Annotated in this window: 16 protein-coding genes; 2 read left to right on the top strand and 14 right to left on the bottom strand. The window is 74.7% G+C overall.

The window, feature by feature from the left end:
• Positions 1 to 86 precede the first annotated feature (86 nt).
• From IW256_RS08485 to IW256_RS08465, 5 genes are read right to left on the bottom strand one after another with little or no spacing between them, the layout of a single operon-like run.
• Positions 87 to 1,250, bottom strand: a complete 1,164-nt coding sequence (locus IW256_RS08485; protein ID WP_197010425.1) for a lipid-transfer protein — start codon at positions 1,248 to 1,250, stop codon at positions 87 to 89.
• The gene (locus IW256_RS08480) at positions 1,247 to 2,749 is read right to left on the bottom strand and encodes an OB-fold domain-containing protein (RefSeq protein ID WP_307828800.1); all 1,503 of its coding nucleotides are present in this window, start codon (positions 2,747 to 2,749) and stop codon (positions 1,247 to 1,249) included. The genes IW256_RS08485 and IW256_RS08480 overlap by 4 nt, the downstream gene beginning before the upstream one ends.
• Positions 2,746 to 3,918 (bottom strand): acyl-CoA dehydrogenase family protein, encoded by a 1,173-nt coding sequence (locus tag IW256_RS08475; RefSeq protein ID WP_197010424.1) that lies wholly within the window; start codon positions 3,916 to 3,918, stop codon positions 2,746 to 2,748. The genes IW256_RS08480 and IW256_RS08475 overlap by 4 nt, the downstream gene beginning before the upstream one ends.
• Position 3,919: 1 nt before the next feature.
• Positions 3,920 to 5,059, bottom strand: a complete 1,140-nt coding sequence (locus tag IW256_RS08470; protein WP_197010423.1) for an acyl-CoA dehydrogenase family protein — start codon at positions 5,057 to 5,059, stop codon at positions 3,920 to 3,922.
• On the bottom strand, positions 5,060 to 6,706 hold the full coding sequence (locus IW256_RS08465) for an AMP-binding protein (protein WP_197010422.1): 1,647 nt from the start codon (positions 6,704 to 6,706) through the stop codon (positions 5,060 to 5,062).
• Positions 6,707 to 6,971: 265 nt separating this feature from the next.
• Between IW256_RS08465 and IW256_RS08460 the strand changes: the two genes are divergently transcribed.
• Positions 6,972 to 7,568: a TetR family transcriptional regulator gene (locus IW256_RS08460; protein WP_197010421.1), complete on the top strand. Its 597-nt coding sequence runs from the start codon at positions 6,972 to 6,974 to the stop codon at positions 7,566 to 7,568.
• A gap of 174 nt (positions 7,569 to 7,742) precedes the next feature.
• On the opposite strand, the gene IW256_RS08455 is transcribed toward IW256_RS08460, so the two are convergent.
• From IW256_RS08455 to IW256_RS08445, 3 genes are all read right to left on the bottom strand, one after another.
• Entirely contained in the window at positions 7,743 to 8,108 is a 366-nt protein-coding gene (locus IW256_RS08455) for a hypothetical protein (RefSeq protein WP_197010420.1), read from the bottom strand.
• Positions 8,109 to 8,248: 140 nt separating this feature from the next.
• Positions 8,249 to 9,274, bottom strand: a complete 1,026-nt coding sequence (locus IW256_RS08450; RefSeq protein WP_197010419.1) for a CU044_5270 family protein — start codon at positions 9,272 to 9,274, stop codon at positions 8,249 to 8,251.
• On the bottom strand, positions 9,271 to 9,960 hold the full coding sequence (locus tag IW256_RS08445) for an RNA polymerase sigma factor (RefSeq protein ID WP_307828799.1): 690 nt from the start codon (positions 9,958 to 9,960) through the stop codon (positions 9,271 to 9,273). Before IW256_RS08445 ends, IW256_RS08450 begins: the two co-directional genes overlap by 4 nt.
• Positions 9,961 to 10,086: 126 nt before the next feature.
• Between IW256_RS08445 and IW256_RS08440 the strand changes: the two genes are divergently transcribed.
• Positions 10,087 to 10,323: a DUF397 domain-containing protein gene (locus IW256_RS08440; protein ID WP_197010418.1), complete on the top strand. Its 237-nt coding sequence runs from the start codon at positions 10,087 to 10,089 to the stop codon at positions 10,321 to 10,323.
• 59 nt (positions 10,324 to 10,382) lie between these two features.
• Here IW256_RS08440 and alc read toward each other — a convergent pair whose 3' ends face one another.
• The 6 genes from alc to IW256_RS08410 form a co-directional block, all read right to left on the bottom strand.
• A complete protein-coding gene (gene alc / locus IW256_RS08435; RefSeq protein ID WP_197010417.1) occupies positions 10,383 to 11,417 on the bottom strand; it encodes an allantoicase in 1,035 nt (344 codons plus the stop codon).
• A 125-nt stretch (positions 11,418 to 11,542) separates the two neighbouring features.
• On the bottom strand, positions 11,543 to 12,880 hold the full coding sequence (gene allB / locus IW256_RS08430) for an allantoinase AllB (protein ID WP_197010416.1): 1,338 nt from the start codon (positions 12,878 to 12,880) through the stop codon (positions 11,543 to 11,545).
• A complete protein-coding gene (gene pucD, locus IW256_RS08425) occupies positions 12,877 to 15,231 on the bottom strand; it encodes a xanthine dehydrogenase subunit D (protein WP_197010415.1) in 2,355 nt (784 codons plus the stop codon). The genes allB and pucD overlap by 4 nt, the downstream gene beginning before the upstream one ends.
• Positions 15,231 to 16,589, bottom strand: coding sequence for an 8-oxoguanine deaminase (locus IW256_RS08420; RefSeq protein WP_197010414.1), 1,359 nt, complete (start codon positions 16,587 to 16,589; stop codon positions 15,231 to 15,233). The genes pucD and IW256_RS08420 overlap by 1 nt, the downstream gene beginning before the upstream one ends.
• A complete protein-coding gene (locus tag IW256_RS08415; RefSeq protein WP_197010413.1) occupies positions 16,586 to 17,110 on the bottom strand; it encodes a (2Fe-2S)-binding protein in 525 nt (174 codons plus the stop codon). The genes IW256_RS08420 and IW256_RS08415 overlap by 4 nt, the downstream gene beginning before the upstream one ends.
• Positions 17,110 to 17,985: an FAD binding domain-containing protein gene (locus IW256_RS08410; protein ID WP_197010412.1), complete on the bottom strand. Its 876-nt coding sequence runs from the start codon at positions 17,983 to 17,985 to the stop codon at positions 17,110 to 17,112. Before IW256_RS08410 ends, IW256_RS08415 begins: the two co-directional genes overlap by 1 nt.
• Positions 17,986 to 17,989: the final 4 nt, after the last annotated feature.

Below are 17,989 nucleotides of genomic sequence, written 5' to 3'. Positions count from 1 at the left end.
CCCCGGCCCCGCCGGCGCCCGGGACCGGGCGGCCCGGGACCAGGCCGCACGGAATCAGGCGGCCCGGGAGCGGGCCGCACTGAGGATCAGGCCGCGCTGAGGATCAGGCCGCTGGTGGGCACGCCCGTACCGGCGGTGACCAGCACGTTCCGCACGTCCGGCACCTGGTTCACCGAGCTGCCGCGCACCTGCCGGACGCCCTCGGCGATGCCGTTCATCCCGTGGATGTACGCCTCACCCAGCTGACCCCCGTTCGGGTTGACCGGAAGCCTGCCATCGATCTCGATCCCCCCGTCACGGATGAAGTCGCCCGCCTCGCCCCGCCCGCAGAAGCCCAGCTCCTCCAGCTGGAGCAGCACGAACGGCGTGAAGTGGTCGTAGAGGATGGCCGTCTGCACGTCGGCCGGGGTCAGCCCGGACCGCCGCCACAGGTCGGCGCCCACGTTGCCGATCGCGGGCAGGGCGGCCAGGTCGCCGCGGTAGTAGCCGAACATCATCATCTGGTCCGGGCCGGTGCCCTGCGCCGCCGCGTTGATCAGCACGGGCGGCCGGGGCAGGTCGCGGGCGCGCTCGGCGGAGGTCACCACGAGGGCGACCCCGCCGTCGGACTCCTGGCAGCAGTCCAGCAGGTGCAGCGGGTCCACGATCCAGCGGGACGCCTGGTGCTCCTCCAGCGTGATCGGGCGGCCGTGGAACCACGCCTTGGGGTTGGTGGCCGCGTGCCGCCGCATCGCGACCGCCACCCGCCCGAAGTCCTCGCTGGTGGCGCCGTACTCGTGCATGTAGCGGCGGGCCTGCATGGCCACCCAGGCGGCCGGGGTGGCGAAGCCGTAGGGCAGGTGCCAGGAGAACTCCAGCCCGGTGGAGTCCGCACGGCCGGAGGCGGTGGCCTGCCCGAACCGGTGGCCGGAACGCTCGTTGAACGCGCGGTAGCAGACCACCACGTCGGCCTGCCCGGTCGCCACGGCCATCGCGGCGTGCGCCACGGTCCCGCAGGCCGCGCCGCCGCCGTAGTCGACCCGCGAGAAGAACCTCAGCCCCGGGATGCCCAGCTCGCGCTGCACGGCGATCTCGGAGCTGGCGTCCGCGGTGAAGGTGACCAGCCCGTCCACGTCGGCCGGGGACAGCCCGGCGTCGCGCAGGGCGTCCAGGCACGCCTCGGCCGCCAGCCGCAGCTCCGAGCGGCCGGACTCCTTGGAGAACTCGGTGGCCCCGATCCCTGCGATCGCGGCCTTGCCGGACAGCGTCATCGCGCCGCCTCCGTCCCGTGGCCCCCGCCGTGGCCCCCGCCCCGCCTGAGCCTGACCGTGGCGGTGACGTGGTCGCCGAGGGAGACCGTGCCCCGCACCCGTACCGTGCCGTTGCCGGCCCGTTCGGCGAACAGCCGGAGGGTGTCCCCGGCGTAGGCGGGCGCGCCCAGCCGGACCTCGACGCGCTCCAGCTCGGCCCCCGGAACGGTCGCCAGCGCGGTGCGCTGCACCAGGCCCATGGTGGTGAGGATGTTCACGAAGATGTCCTTGGTGCCCTGGGCACGGGCCAGGGCGGTGTCGTGGTGCACGGGCGTGAAGTCGCGGGTGGCCAGCGCCGTGGCGATCACGAACGTGGGGGTCAGGGGGATCTCCAGCACCGGCTCCTCGCCCGCGGCCCCGTGGCCGGACCCGTGGCCGGACCCCTGGCCGGCCTTCCGTTCGGCCGCCTCGTCCCCGCCCTGCCGCGCCGCGCCCGCCGGGACCCACTGCGGGAGGACGAGCTCGTCGTCCATCCGCTCGAAGGCCACCTCGACGGGCATGCCGATCTTCACCTCGTCCGGCGGGACGCCGTTGACGTTCCCGACGATCCGGACGCCCTCCTCCAGCTCGACGACCGCCACCACGTACGGGGGCGTGCGGCCGGGGACGGGCGGATGGTGGTGCACCACGTAGCTGTGCACCTCGCCCCGCCCGCTCGCGACCACGTGCTCCCGCGACAGCGAGTGGCACTCGGGGCACACCGGGCCGGGCGGGTGCCGGAGCGCCCCGCAGTCCGCGCACCGCTGGATCCGCAGCTCGCCGTCCTTGACGCCGTCCCAGAAGAACGCGGTGTCGGGGCCGACCGCCGGGCGCAGCGGGTACGCCCCGCCCGCGCCCTTCCCGCCCGCGCCCTTGCCGCCCCCGCCGGGCTTCCCCGCGCCGCCGGGACGCTCGCGCGGCCGGAACTTCAGCACCCGGAACAGCATCTCGGCGACGCGTTCGTCCCGCTCGTCGTACCAGGTCTGGTACCAGGTGACGAAGTAGCCCTCGCCCATCGCGGTGCGCTTGGGCCCGGCGATGCCGTCGAACCGCAGCGTCGAGCGCAGCCGCTCGCCGTGCCGCAGGTAGCGGTCGTAGGTCTGCTCGCAGTTGGTGGCGACGACGCCGCGGTAGCCGGACTCGTCGAGCAGCCGGAGCACCTCGTCCGCGGCGGACCCGCCCTTGGCCGTGCCCAGGCCCGGCATCGACCACACCTGGATCATCGCGGGCGGCGCCAGGCCGCCCTCGTGCCAGGCCGGGTCCGGGTCGCCGAGCGCCTGCGTCCAGTTGCGGATCATCGGCTCGTTGACCGGGTCGGCGCAGGGCGGCGCCGGCCGCTCGCCCGCCTCCGCCAGCCGGGCCGCCAGCGCGGTGAGCCGGTCGTGCACGCCCTCCGCCCCCGTGCTCTCCGCCCCCGTGCTCTCCGGCGCGCCCGCCGCCGCGTCCCGCCCGGCCGCGCTCTCCCCGGCGGCCGCGGTCACCGCGGCGCCCGGGGCAGGCCGAGGCCGATCATCGCGATCAGCTCGCGCTGGATCTCGTTGACGCCGCCGCCGAAGGTCAGCACGACCGCGCCCTTGACGCTGTGGTCCATGTGGGCGATGAACTCCGCGGTCGCCGGGTCTCCCGGGTCGCCGTAGCGGGCGAGGACGTCGCCCACGATCCGGCCCACGTCCTGCTTGCGCTCCGAGCCGTAGATCTTGGTGGCGGACGCGTCCGGGGCGCCCAGCCAGCCGAGGTCCTGGTTGGCCGCGACCTGCCAGTTGAGGAACTCGTTGACGCGCAGGTAGGTGTACACCTGGGCGACCGCGCGGCGCACCGCCGGCACCTCGATCGGCGGGCGGCCGCCCGGTCCGGCCGCGGTACGGGCCCAGTGCGCGAAGCGGTCGTAGGTCGAGCCGATGTTGCCCGCCGGCCCCAGCGTCACCCGCTCGTGGTTGAGCTGGTTGACGATCAGGTCCCAGCCCTTGTTCTCCTCGCCGATCAGCATGTCCGCCGGGACCCGGACGTCCTGGTAGTAGGTGGAGTTGGTGTGGTGGCGGCCGTCCATGGTGACGATGGGCGTCCAGGAGAACCCCGGGTCGGCGCAGTCCACGATGAGCATCGAGATGCCCTTGTGCTTCTTGGCCTCGGGGTCGGTACGGGCGGCCAGCCAGATGTAGTCGGAGTAGTGCGCGCCCGAGGTGAAGATCTTCTGGCCGTTGACGACGTAGTGGTCGCCGTCGCGGACCGCGGTGGTGCGCAGCGAGGCCAGGTCCGTGCCGGCGCCGGGCTCGCTGTAGCCGATCGCGAAGTGGCACTCCCCCGCCAGGATCCTGGGCAGGAAGAACTCCTTGTGCTCCGCCGACCCGTACTGCAGGATCGTCGGCGCCACCGAGTTCAGCGTGATGATCGGGTAGGGCACCTCGGCGCGGGCGATCTCGTTGGCGAAGATCTGCTGCTCCATCGGGCCGTAGCCGCGCCCGCCGTACTCCTTGGGCAGCGCCACGCCCAGCATGCCGTCCCGGCCGAGCCGCTTGCAGTGCTCCATGTACGCGGTGCCGAACGGGTCGTCGGCGATCGCGGCGCGGCCCTCGGCGTCCAGGCAGTTCTGGAAGTACTCGCGCAGCTCGGCGCGGAGCCTCTTCTGCTCGGCGGTCAGATCGATGAACAACTCACGCCTCCTGTGCGAGGAGAGATCCGAGGGTGTCGAGCTGGTCCTCGGCGCCGCCGAGCAGGTGTCCCAGCTGCTTGCCCCAGGCGAAGTAGCGGTGCAGCGGGTACGTCACGTCCAGCCCGATCCCGCCGTGCAGGTGCTGGCAGGTGTAGAGCGCCCTCATCACCGGTTCGCAGGCGTTGTACGAGGCGATCGCGAGCACCTCGTCGGCGTCGCCGGCCGCGGGACCGTTCCCGGCGTCCCCCGAGAGCCGCCAGGCCGCCGCCCAGACCGCCACGTCCAGGGCCCGCTTGGCGATGTAGACGTCGCCGATCTGCATGGTCACGGCCTGGAACTGCGCCAGCGCGCGCTCGAACTGCTCGCGGGTCTTGACGTACTCGGTGGTGAGGTTCAGCGCGCCCTCGATCACGCCGGACGCCAGCGCCACCGCCCCGGCGACCGCCGAGCGCCGCAGCGTCCGCCAGGCCGTACCGTCGGCGGTGCCGCCCAGGAGGGCGTCCGCGGTGACGCGTACGCCGGCCAGCTCGACCCGCGACAGCGGCTCGGTGGTCGCCGACGGCTGCGGGGTGAGGACGACCTGGGAGGGTTCCACCAGGAAGACCCCGATCTCCCCGCCCTCCGCGCCCGCGCCGGTGACGCGGGCGGGGACGAGGATGCGGGCCGCCTCCGCCGCGTACGGGACGAACGTCTTCACCCCGTCCAGGACGTAGGCGTCGCCGTCGCGGCGGGCGGTCGCGGCGATCTCGCCGGGCGGGCCGACCTCGCGGTAGGCGCCGGTGAGCACCGCCTCGCCCTCGTTCAGCGGCGCCAGCAGGGCCCGCTGCGCGGCCGTGCCGTGCGCGGCGACCGGGACGGCGGCCAGCGCCAGCGAGGCGTACGCGGGCACGGGCGCGACGTGCGCGCCGATCTCCCGGAGCACCACGGTCAGCTCGATCGCGCCCAGGCCGGCGCCGCCCACCTCCTCGGGCAGGCAGACGCCCAGCAGCCCCGCCTGGCCGAGCGCCTTCCAGACCGCCGTGTCGTAGGGCGCCCCGGTCTTCTCGAACGCCTCCAGCCGCTGGCGGTCCGCCTCTCGCCCGAGCAGGCCGGCCGCGAGTTCCCGCAGCTCCCGCTGGGTCTCATCGAGGTTGAAGTCCACTCATCCATTCCCTTCCAGAAGGTGCAGCCGGCCGCGCCGCTCGAACTCGCCGCGGATGCGGGCCGCGTCGTCGGGGGTCATACGCCGGTAGGCCAGGTCGCGGCCGGGACGCCACCACACGGGGTCGCCGGTGCGCCAGCCCTCCCGCGCCAGCGAGCGTTTGAGGATCTTGTTGGAGGCGGTGGCGGGGAGTTCCGGCGCGACGCGCACGTACCGGGGCGGCCACTTGGGGCTCAGGTCGGCGCGCCCGCGCAGGTACGCGGCGAACGCGGCGGGATCGAAGCCGTCGGCGGCCAGGGCGAGCATGACCTGGTCGCCGGAGGCCGCGTCGGGCACCCCGTACACCGCCAGCTGCCGCACCCCCGGCAGGTCGGCGAGCACCCGCTCGACCTGGGCGGCGCCGAAGTTCTCGCCGTCCACGCGGAGCCGGTCGGCCGAGCGCCCGGCGAAGAAGGCGTAGCCGTTCTCGTCGGCGTAGGCGTGGTCGCCGCTCCAGAACATGCCGTCGCGCAGCCGGTCGGGGGCGTCCTCGTTGTAGTAGCCGTCGAAGAGGCCGAGGCCGCGGGTGTTGACCAGCTCGCCGATGGCCTCGTCGCCGTTGAGCAGGCGCCCCGCGCCGTCGAACCGTGCGGGCGGGCACTCCCGCCCGGTGGCGGGGTCGAGCACCTTGACCCCGTCGGTGAGCCGGCCGAGCGCGCCGGGCGGGGCGGACGGGTCGGCGCTGAGCGAGATCGCGGTCTCGGTGGAGCCGTACCCGTCGACGACCCGGCATCCGAACCGTTCGGCGAACGCCTCCTGCTCGCGCGGGGCCGCCTCGTTGCCGAAGGCGAACCGGAGCGGGTTGCGGGCGTCGCCGGGGTCCGGGGGCGTGGCCAGGACGTACGACAGGGCCTTGCCGACGTAGTGCAGGTAGGTGCAGCCGTGCTCGCGTACGTCGGGCAGCAGGCGGGAGGCGGAGAAGCGGGACCGCAGCACCAGCTCGGCGCCGGCGGCGAGCGCGGGCGCGAACGCGGCCATGACCGCGCCCGAGTGGAACAGCGGCATCGGGCAGTAGACGGCGTCGCCGGCCGTCAGCATCCGCCCGGCCAGGTTCTCCCCCGGCACGACCACCTTCCGGTGGGTGACGCGGACCGCCCGGGGCCGCCCGGACGTCCCCGAGGTGAAGATCAGCATCAGCAGCGTCCCGGGGTCGGGCTCGAACGGGACGGCGGGCAGGGCGGGGGCCGGGGGGTCGAGGTAGATCTCGTTCTCGATGTCCAGGACGGGCAGCGGCGCCCGGCCGTCGCCGACCCCGGCCGCCAGCCCCGCCGCCAGTTCCGCGTGCCGCGGCTGGGTGACGACCAGGTCGCAGTTGGCGCGCTCGGCGTCCCCGGCAAGCTCGGCCGCCCCCCGCGTCGGGTTGAGGGCGACCACGACCGCGCCGGACAGGGCGGCGCCGCCCAGCAGGAAGACCATCTCGGGGACGTTGTCCAGCAGCGTTCCCACGTGCGCGGGGCGGTCCGGGCGGCTCCGGGCGGCCAGCCGGCGGGCCCGGTCCTCGCACTCGGCGACGACCTCGCGCCACGTCCAGGAGCGTCCGTCGTCCACGCTGCGCAGCCCGGGCCGGTCGTCGTCCGCGCGCGCCCTCAGCCACGCCGCCACCGTCACCGCGCCACCTCCCGGGACACTTGCCCTTCGGCGGCAAAACTAGAACAGATTCTAGTCAGTGTCCAGAGGTATGATCGACTCCTGGAGATCCCCGATCGACCACGCGTGCCAGCGCCGGGAGGGCGTCCGGCAGTGATCTCGCCCACCCGCGAGCGTGGCCGTTCAGATAACACGTTCTCGCTCGCCCTGTAGGCTGGGGCGGCGGGAGGCCCGGAACGCGGCACGCGCCCCGGCCAGGGACCCGCCCAGGGAAGGGAAGACGACCGTGACCGCAGAGCCGACGGCGACCGAGCAGGGCGTGCGCGCACGCAGCCAGCACCAGCGGCGCAAGCGCATCGTCCAGGCCGCCGCCGCCCTGGCCTCCCGGGGCGGGGTCGAGGCGATGCAGATGCGCACGGTCGCCGAACGGGCCGGGGTCGCGCTCGGCACCCTCTACCGCTACTTCCCGTCCAAGATGGACCTGGTCGTGGCGGTGGTCAGCGAGGAGCTCGACCTGCTGGAGAGCAGCATCGAGCGGCGCCCGCCGCGCGCCGACGGCCCGCCCCGGCGGGCGGTGGAGGTGCTGATGCGCGCGACCCGCGGGCTGATGCGCGAGCCCGAGCTGGCCGAGGCGCTGATCCGTTCGCTGCTGCTGTCGGACGTCAAGACCGACTTCGGCGACCGGATGACCGGGATGATGCTGCGGGCCGCCGCCGGGCCCGACGCGCAGGTCGCCGAGGACGACCCGCGCCGCGTGGTGGCCCGGGCGCTGTCGAGCGCCTGGACCATGGAGATGATCGAGATGCTGCGCGGCCACGCCACGGCCGAGGAGATCCAGGCGCGGCTGGAGACGGCCGCCGAACGCCTGCTCACCGACTTCTGACCCGGCTCCCGCGGGGCCGGGCTCGCGCCCGGCCGGCGCACCGGACGAGGACCGCCCGTCCAGGTGCGCCGACCGGACCCCATTTCACCGATCCGCACGTTCTCACCGTGTCGCCGAGGGACCCCGGAGAAGGCTCAGCGAGCGCGATGAACGCGGATCAGCAGGACCCTGCGATCAGAAGTTGTAGAGCTGCCCCCAGCCTCCACCGGTCGTGACCGTCCTCGTGCACACCAGCCGGTGCCTGTTGTTGGGCACGTTGAAGGGCACCGACCTGGCCGTGGTCGGACTCGAGTTCGACACCCTTCCCCGTTCGACCACATTGGGGTCGTAGGCAATGCAGGTCACCGTCTTGCCACCGCTCGTTCCGAGCACGGAAATGGTGATCCTGCTGCTGGCCGCCACATAGCCGGTGGAGCAGCTGTAGGCGCCGTTCCCGAGGGTGCAACCCACGCTGGCGGCCCAGGCCGGTGCGGCGGGCGCCAGAACGGCGCCGAACGCGATGCCGGCCACTGCCATTGCGCGAACCGAGGGTTTCTTCATCCGAACCTCCATGCTGTGCGGACACTTGGCGCGACGCGCCCTCCCCCGAGGATGCGGTCATCCCAACATCCGACAATCGATCTTGTCAAGACTCCAAGTATCGCCCGGACAAATTTAACCTCCCGACCGCGGGCGCGTGGCTAGGGGCGCTGGCCCGGCCGGTCGACGATGCCCGCGGCCTGCCGCGTCTGCATCAGCTGGACGGTGCCCTTCTTCACCGTCGCCTTGACGTCCAGGCCCGAGACGGTGTGGTCCTTGACGGCGACGGACCGTTCGCCGAGGTAGGCGAAGGTCTGGGGGTCCAGCAGCAGTTCGGCGTGCAGCCAGCCTTCGGCGACGCGGCCCAGCCCGATCGCCGGGCGGCCCGCCCCGTCGACCTTCCGGACGAGGGTGACGCCGGGGATCTTCTTGATGGCGCGGTACAGGGCCGCCTCCACCTTCGGTGGCAGCACGTTGTCGCGCAGGATGGCGCCCAGCATGGTGTACGCCGTCTCGTACCGCCCCTCGGGCGTGCTCCCCAGGCCGCCCATCTCCCTGTAGATCCAGGCCAGCAGGGCGTCCGGGTCGGTGGGCAGCCCCGCCAGGGACGGGTAGTCCTGGGGCGGCGTGGTCCTCATCGCGTCGAGGATCTCCAGACGCCCGCCGCGGACGGAGGCCGTCTTCGCGCCGTCGGCCCGCTTCCACTCGCGCACGACGCGGGTCTTGTACGGCCCCCCCGTGGCCACGCCGCCGGCCTTGACGGAGGTGCGGCGGCGCGACTCGAGGTAGATCCACTGGTCCGGCCGGGGCGGGGTGAACGCGCGGCGCTCCGCGGTGACGGCGGCCCGTTCCAGCGCCTCGGCGGCGTTGGCCACGGGGCCCGCCGGCAGGCCGGGGAGGACGGGCCGCGGGCGGCCGTCCTGATCGGTGCCGCCGGAGGTCTGGGCGATCGTCACGCCGGCGGCGATCGCGGCGGCCAGCGTCCCGACCGCGACGAACCGCAGCGCGGGCCGGGGCAGGCGGAACGGGCGGAACGAACGGCGCCGTGCGGCGGGCGGTTCCGCCGTCGAGGCGCCGGGGGCGGCTCCGGCGCGGGCGAGCAGGGCCGCGCGGGCCGCCGCGCGGGCGCCGTCCGCGGGCGGGTCGGTGTCGGCCCAGGCGGCGCGCAGGATGTCCAGATCGTTCATCGGTCGAGGTCCTCTCCGGAGAGGGCGGGGGCGGTGTGGCCGAGCGCGGCGCGGATCTTCGTACGGGCGCGGTGCAGCCGGGACCGCGCGGTCCCGGCCGGGATGCCGAGCGCGTCGCCCGCCTCCCGCAGGGTCAGCCCGGCCCAGGCGACCAGCAGCAGCACGTCCCGGTCGCCGCGGGCGATCCCGGCCAGCGCCGCGGCCAGGGGGCCGCGCGCGGCCTGCGCGTCGATCCGGCCGGCGACCCGGTCGGCATGGCCCTCGGTCGCCTCCTCGGCCCCGGTCCGGGCCAGCGCCCGGTACTGCCGGGTCTCCGCGCGGTGGTGCCGGGCGATCAGGTTGGAGGCGATCCCGTACAGCCAGGGCCGGGCGTCGTCGCGGCCGAGGTCGTAGCGTTCCCGCCGGTCGAAGGCGATGAGGAACGTCTCGGCGGCCACGTCGTCGGCCAGGGCGTGGCCCAGCCGCCGCGCGGCGTACCCGTGGACGGCGGCGTGGTAGCGGTCGAAGAGCGCGGCGAAGAGCTCCGGTTCCGCCCGCGACCGGCCGATGATCGCGGCGTCGCTCTCCCGCCCGGTGGCCGCGGGCGGCCCGGTCACCGCCGCCATGCCCGGCTCCGGTCCCGGTCTCGTCTCGGACTCGTCGGTGTCATCGCACGCCTTCCGCTGGGGGGTTCGGTCCTCCCTCATTCGCCGATGGGCGGCGGAGCGTTCGCGGCCCGGGCCGGGTCCGGAGCGGAATCCTCGCAGGACGCCCGGCGCGGACGGCGCGCCACTAGCCTTGACCCATCCAGTGCCGGACGGGAAAGGTGCGCAGTGAGCGATCAGGAACCGATACTCAGCGACGGCGTCATCATCGAGTTCATCGACGGCAAGGACGTCCCTGTCGCCCACAAGGACTTCGGTGAGCGTGCCGTGGTGATGCGCGACGCCAAGAACCCCGAGGGCCCCATCCTGTACTTCACCGAGGCCGAGTGGGACGCCTTCGTCGCCGGTGTCAAGGACGGCGAGTTCGACGACCTCCTGGAAGAGGAGCCGGCCGCCGAGGCCTGAGGGGGCGGCGCGGCCCGGCCGGGAGGGGCGCCCGTCCCCCGGCCGGGCGGTCCGCGAGGTCAGGGGCCCGCGAGCTCGTTCCAGCGGCGGGTGAGCAGGCGCTCCCCCTCGGGGGCGAGGTCGCCGTACAGGCGCAGCCGGGCCAGGCCGCCGTCGGGGTGGACGTCCAGCCGCACGTGCGTGATCTCGCGGTCGTCCTCCAGCCGGAAGCGGTGCCGCCCGTCGGGCTGGACGCGGGTGCGGCCCAGCAGCTCGTGCCAGGCGGCGGGGTCGTCGAGGTCGCCGGCGCGGGCGTCCAGCGCCGCCAGCGAGACGTGACCGGGCGCGTTGAACTTCAGGTTGGTGGTGTCGATCTCGGCGAGCCGGACGACGCCGGGCGCGGCGAGCCGCACGATCGCCCAGTCGTTGCCGGGTTCCCGGCGCCGCGCGGTCTCCCAGCCCTCGGCCTGGTTGCGGGCGAGACCGGGGAACAGCATGTTGTCGGGCGCCGAGTAGAACATGTTCGAGCAGCCGACCACCCGCGCGCCGTTCTCCAGCGCGGCCAGGTCGACCGTCAGCCCGCGCAGCAGCCGCGGGTCGGGGACGACCTCGCCGTGCACGCGGAGCCGGGCGACGCCGCCGTCGGGGTGGATGTTCAGCCGTACGTGGGTGAAGCGGCGGGGCACGTCCACGGCGAAGGCGTGCGCGGCGTCGCCCCCGAGCGCGCTCCTCGGGACGATCTCCACCCAGCGGGCGTCCGCCAGCTCGGCGGGCGAGGGGTGGCCGTCCACGGCGCACGCCTCCACCGAGGCGTGCGGCGGGAAGTTGCCCTTGAACCAGGCGGTGTCGACGACCACGCCGCGGATCACTCCGGGCAGGCCGAGCCGGACGATCGCCCAGTCGTGCCCCAGCTCGCCGTCGTCGCCCGGACGGCGCCGCGCGGTCTCCCAGCCGTCGTACTCCTGCCCCTTGGGGCCGAAGGTCTCCGGGTGGAACGCGGGGGGCCACGGGTTGATGAGGTTCTCCTTCTCCTCGAACGACTCGTCGCTGGCGGCGACGACCGATCCGCCGAGGGTGCGCACGGCCAGGTCGGGCAGGGAGGCGAACGCGTCCACAGGACTCCCCTCGTGGTCAGAACTCCTGGTCAGAGCCGGTGTTCAGAGCTGGTCTTCAGAGCCGGTGTTCAGAGCTGGTGTGCAGGACTCGTGGTCAGGGCTCGGGCCGGTGCCGGGGCTCGTGGTCACGGCCGGGTCAGCAGCTCGCCGCGCGGCGCGCCGTCGGGGTCGATGATCCGCCCGCGCAGCCAGGCCGCCTCCACGACGCCGGTGAGCGAGGCCCCCGCGTACGGGGTGACCGGGTGGCGGTGCCGCAGCCCGGACGGGTCCACCACGAACGTGGCGTCCGGGTCGAAGGCCACCAGGTCGGCGTCGGCACCGGCGGCGATCTCGCCCTTGCGGCCGGTGAGGCCCGCGAGGGCGGCGGGCCCGGCGGCCATCCAGCGCGCCACCGCGTCCAGGCCGTGCCCGCGCGCGCGGGCGGCCGTCCACACCGCCGGCAGGCCGAGCTGGAGCGAGGAGATCCCTCCCCAGGCGGTCGCGAAGTCGCCGCGCTTGAGCTCGGGGGTGCAGGGCGAGTGGTCGGTGACGACGCACGAGATCACCCCGTCCGCCAGGCCCCGCCACAGCTCGTCGCGGTTGCCGGGGTCGCGGATGGGCGGGCAGCACTTGTAGGCGGTGGCGTCCGGGCGGGGGACGTCGTCGGCGGACAGGGTCAGGTAGTGGGGGCAGGTCTCGGCGGTCACCGGGAGGCCGCGGGCGCGCGCCTTGGCCAGCGGTTCCAGGCAGGCAGCGGCCGACAGGTGCAGGATGTGCGCCCGCGCGCCGGTCTCCTCGACCAGCCGGACGACCCGTTCGACCGCGCGGCGCTCGGCGTCCGGCGGGCGCGAGGCCAGGAACGCCGGGTAGCCGCCGTCGCCGGGTTCCGAGAGCGCCGCCGGGTCCTCGGCGTGCACGATGACCAGGCCGCCGAGCGCGGCGATCGCGGTGAACGCCGCCCGCATCTGCTCGTGCGACAGCGGCGGGAACTCCGGGACGCCGGAGTCGGCGGTGAAGCACTTGAACCCGAAGACGCCCCCTTCGTGGAGCGGGGCCAGCGACGGGACGTTGCCGGGCACGGCGCCGCCCCAGAACCCGACGTCGACGTGCACCCGTCCCCGCGCGGCGTCCCGCTTGACGGCGAGCGCGGCGGGCGTGGTGGTGGGCGGCAGGGAGTTGAGCGGCATGTCGACGAGCGTGGTCACGCCGCCCGCGGCGGCGGCCCGGGTGGCGGTGGCGAAGCCCTCCCACTCGGTACGGCCGGGTTCGTTGATGTGGACGTGGGTGTCGACCAGGCCCGGGAGCAGCGCGGTCGCGCCCAGGTCGATCTCGGCGCCCGGCGGGACGGGGCCGAGGGGCGCGCCGTGCTCGGCGACGGCGGCGATCCGCCCGTCCCGGACGGCCACCGCCGCCGGGCGCTCGCCGCCGGGGAGCACGACCCGGGCGGACCGGATCACCAGGTCGTAGCCGCCGGTCGCGGTCATGTCCCCCGCCCTTCCTCGCCGAACGCGATGTGCTCGGGCCGTACCGGCACCCGGGTGAGCGCCTTGCCGGTGGCGTCGCGTACGGCGGCGACGATGGCGGGGGTGGAGGAGAGGGTGGGCGGCTCCCCGGCGCCGCGCAGCCCGTACGGCGCGTTCGGGTCCGGATATTCCAGGATGTCCAGCCTCATGGGCGGCATGTCGAGGATGGTGGGGATCAGGTAGTCGGTGAAGGACGGGTTGCGGACCTCCCCGCCCGCGACCACGATCTCCTCCATCACCGCCAGGCCGAGGCCCTGCGCCGAGCCGCCGTGGATCTGCCCCTCCAGCGCCTGCCGGTTGAGGATCCGCCCGACGTCCTGGACGGCGGCCATCTCCACGACCTTGACCAGGCCCAGCTCGACGTCCACGTCCACCACCGCGCGGTGCACGCACAGCGCGAGCTGGGTGTGGCTGTCGCCCTGCCCGGTGACCGGGTCGAGCGTGGTGGTGGGGCGGTGGTGGTACTCGCGGGTCTCCTCGACGGCGCCGGTCCCGAGGACCTCCTCGATCGAGGCCAGCACCCCGCCCTCCCGCGAGACGATCTTGCCGTCGTGCACGGCCAGGTCCGCGGTCCCGGCGCCGTCCAGGCCGAGCCGCCGCGCGGCCAGCTCCAGCAGCCGGGCCCGTACCGCCTCGCAGGCCGCCTTCACCGCGCCGCCGGTCATGTACGACTGGCGGGAGGCGGAGCTGGACCCGGCGTCGCCGACCCGGTTGTCGGCGGGCAGCACGGTGACCCGCTGCACGCCCAGCTCGGTCCGGGCGATCTGCGCCTGGACGGTCACCAGGCCCTGGCCGACCTCGGCGGCGGCGGTGTGCACCAGCGCGGTGGGCTCGCCGCCGATCACCTCCAGCCGGACGCGGGCGGTGGACAGGTCGTCGAAGCCCTCGGAGAAGCAGATGTTCTTGATGCCGATGCCGTACCCGACCCCGCGGACGACGCCTTCGCCGTGCGTGGTCTGGGACACCCCGCCGGGAAGGTCGCGCAGATCCGCGCCGCCGCCGTCCGGGCGGGCGGGCGCGGCCGGCAGCGGCATCGCCTCCAGCCGGTCCAGCATCTCCACCATGGGGGCCGGGGAGTCGATGACCTGCCCGGTGGCCAGTCGCGACCCCTGCCGTACGGCGTTGCGGCGGCGGACCTCCAGCGGGCCGATCCCGCAGGCCGCGGCCAGCCGGTCCATCATCGACTCGTAGGCGAAGCACGCCTGGACGGCGCCGAAGCCGCGCATCGCGCCGCAGGGCGGGTTGTTGGTGTAGACGCCGTACGCGTCGATCCTGATGTTGGGGATCTCGTAGGGGCCGACGCCGAGCGAGGCGGCGTTGCCGACGACGTTCCCGGTGGAGGAGGTGTACGCGCCGCCGTCCAGGATGATCTCGACGTCGGCGTACAGCAGCCGCCCGTCCTCGGCGGCGCCGTACTCGTACCGCATCCACGCCGGGTGCCGGTGGACGTGGCCGAAGAACGACTCGTACCGGTCGTAGGACATCTTCACGGGACGGCCGGTGCGCAGCGCCAGCATCCCCGCGTGGATCTGCATCGACAGGTCCTCGCGCCCGCCGAACGCGCCGCCGACGCCGGCCAGGGTCATCCGGATCCGGTCCTCGGGCAGGCCCAGGCAGGGGGCGATCTGCCGGATGTCGTTGTGCAGCCACTGGGTGGAGACGTACAGCTCCAGGCCGCCGTCCTCGGCGGGGACGGCCAGACCGGACTCGGGGCCGAGGAACGCCTGGTCCTGGATGCCGACCTCGTACTCGCCGGACACCACGACCGCCGCCGCGCCCCTGGCCGCGGCGACGTCGCCGACCCGGATCGGCTGGTGGCGGGTGATGCCGCCGCGTTCCTGCACCCGGTGGCGTTCGGGGTCGGCGACCACGGCGCGCGGGTCGGTGACCGGTTCCAGCACCTCCCACCCGATCGCGATCCGTTCCAGGGCGCGGCGGGCGATCTCGGGGTGGTCGGCGGCGACGAGCGCGACCGGCTCGCCCTGGTGGCGGACCTCGCCGATGGCCAGCACCGGCTGGTCCTCGGTGTGGTCGATCCCGTACACCTTGCGGCCGGGCACGTCCTCGTGGGTGAGGACGGCGTGGACGCCGGGCGTGGCGAGGGCCGGGCCGATGTCGAGGGACAGGATCCTGGCGCGGGGGTGCGGGCTGCGCAGCGTCGCGCCCCACAGCATCCCGTCCATCCACAGGTCGGAGGAGTAGGCGAACTCCCCGGTGACCTTGAGGGTGCCGTCGGGCCGCCGGGGGCTGTCGCCGACGCCGCCGGCGACGGGCGTGCCGGGGGCCGTCACCCGCCCGGGTGCGTCCTGCATCAGAGCACCTCCTCGGCGAGCTTCATGAGGCGGCGGTGGGCGGCGGCGCCGCGGCGGCCGGCCTCGTCCTGCGGGACGGTGACGAGCGTGTCGCCGTCCACCACGGTCCGGCCGCCGACCAGCAGCCGTTCCAGCGGCGGGGTCTGGCCGAAGGCGAACGCGACCACCGGGTCGTCCACCGCCCGGTGGAATCCGTCCAGCCGCCAGAGGGCCAGGTCGGCGAGCTTGCCGGGTTCCAGGGAGCCGATCTCGTCCGCGCGGCCCAGGCAGCGGGCGCCGCCCAGGGTCGCGATCTCCAGCGCCTGCCGGGCCGTCAGCGCCGCCGGGCCGTACCGGGCCCGCTGCATGTAGAGGGCCTGCCGGACCTCCCCGGCGAGCGGGACCAGCTCGGCGGACGCGGAGCCGTCCACGCCGAGGCCGACCGGGGCGCCCGCCCGCAGCAGGTGGGAGACCCGGGCGATGCCGGCGCCGAGCCGCGCGTTGGAGCTGGGGCAGTGGGCGGTGCCGGTGCCGGTCTCGGCGAGCCGCTTGATGTCGGTGTCGTGCAGGTGGACGCAGTGGGCGAGCCAGACGTCGCCGCCGAGCCAGCCGAGGGTGTCCATGTACTCGACCGGTGTCGTCCCGAACTGCTCGCGGGTGTGCTCCTCCTCGTCCAGGGTCTCGGCGAGGTGGGTGTGCAGCCGCACGCCCTTGGCGCGCGCCAGCCGGGCCGACTCGGCCAGCAGCTCCCGGCTGACCGAGAACGGGGAGCAGGGCGCGACCGCGACGCGCAGCATCGAGCCGGGCGAGGGGTCGTGGTACCGGTCGATGGCGGCCTCGGTCTCGGCCAGGATCGTGTCGAGGTCCTCCACCACCTCGTCCGGGGGGAGCCCGCCCTGGGACCGCCCCCGGTCCATCGAGCCCCGGCACGGGTGGAACCGCACGCCCAGCTCGGCGGCGGCCTCGATCTCGGCGGCGAACAGGTCGCCGCGGCCCTTGGGGAAGATGTAGTGGTGGTCAGTGGAGGTGGTGCAGCCCGACTTGGCCAGCCAGGCCAGCCCGGCGCTCGCGGCGCCCCTCACGACCTCGGCGTCCATCTTCGACCAGGGCCGGTAGAGCGTCACCAGCCACTCGAAGAGGGTGCTGTCGGGGGCCAGGCCCTGGCTCGCCCACTGGTAGAGGTGATGGTGGGTGTTGACCAGGCCGGGCGTGGCCAGGCAGCCGGTCGCGTCGATCCGCTCGGCGCCCTCGGGCACCGGGCCGGGCGCCAGGCCGGGGCCGACCGCGGCGATCCGGTCGCCCTCCACGACGATGTGCCCGGACGGGTGCTCGTCGCCGGAGACGGTCACGACATGGGCGTTCTCGATGACGATCGTCACGGCGTCCCCTCCCCGGCGGCGGCCCGGCGCCGCGCGGCGAGCCGCACCGCGTCCAGGATCTTCTCGTAGCCGGTGCAGCGGCACAGGTTGCCCGCCAGCGCCTCGCGGATCTCGGCGTCGGTCGGGTCGGGCACCCGGCCGAGCAGGGCGTGCGACTGGACGATCAGGCCGGGCGTGCAGAAGCCGCACTGCACCGCGCCCGCGTCGACGAACGCCCGCTGCACCGGGTCGAGCCGTTCCCCGGCGTCCTCCCCGGCCGGGCCGTCGCCGGACGGGCCGTCGCCCGCCAGGCCCTCGACCGTACGGACCTCGCGGCCCTGGACCTGCCCGGCGGCGACCAGGCACGCGCACGCCGTGACGCCGTCCAGGTAGACCGTGCAGGACCCGCATTCGCCCTGCTCGCAGGCGTTCTTGGAGCCGGGCAGGCCCATCCGCTCGCGCAGCACGTAGAGCAGGCTCTCGCCCTCCCACACATCGTCGACGGTCTCCTCCGTCCCGTTGACCGTGAACGTCACGCGCATCAGGACGCCTCCCTTCCCGCCTCGCCCGCGTAGTCGTTCCATGCCCAGGCCAGCGTGCGCCGCGCCATCACCGCCAGCGCGTGGACGCGGTAGCCGGCGGTGCCGCGGACGTCGTCGATCGGCGCGGCGGCCTCCCGGACCAGCTCGCCGAAGCGCCGCGCGACCCCGGGGTCGATCGGGCGGCGGCCGTCCCAGTCCAGCTCGGCGGACAGGAACTCCTCGGCCGAAGCGGCGCGGCGCGGTGTCGGGGCCGCCGAGCCGACACCGGTCCCGGCCCGCCGTTCCTCCGGGTGCAGGGCGAGCGCGAACGAGCAGACCGCGATCACCATCGCGTTCCGGGTGCCGATCTTGGAGAAGTACTGCGGGCCGGTCGCCGGGGCGGTCCAGACGGCGCGGATCAGCTCGTCGGGCTCCAGCGCGTTGCGCTTCACGCCCGTGTAGAAGGCGGCGGCCGGGATCATCCGGGTGCCGCGGGCGGCCGACGCGACCTCGATCTCCGCGCCGCAGGCCAGCAGCGGCGGGTGGGAGTCCCCGGCGGGCGAGGCGGCGCCGAGGTTGCCGCCGACGGTGCCGCGGTTGCGGATCTGCGGTGACCCGACCGTCCGGGACGCCTGGGCCAGGCCGGGCAGCCGGTCGCCCAGCTCCTCGATCAGCCGGGCGTAGGTGACGCCCGCGCCGATCCGCAGCCGGCCGTCCACCGGCTCCCAGCCCGCCAGCTCCCGGACGGGGTTGAGGTCCAGCAGCGCGTCCGGGCGGCGCGCGGCGAAGTTGATCTCGACCATGACGTCGGTACCGCCCTGGACGGGCAGCGCCCCGGGGTGCGCCGCCCGCGCGGCGAGCGCGTCCTCCCAGGTCATGGGGCGAAGGAATTCCATGCCC

This window comes from Actinomadura viridis, assembly GCF_015751755.1.
Lineage (GTDB): Bacteria > Actinomycetota > Actinomycetes > Streptosporangiales > Streptosporangiaceae > Spirillospora > Spirillospora viridis.
This window is presented reverse-complemented; position numbering and strand designations above follow the sequence as displayed.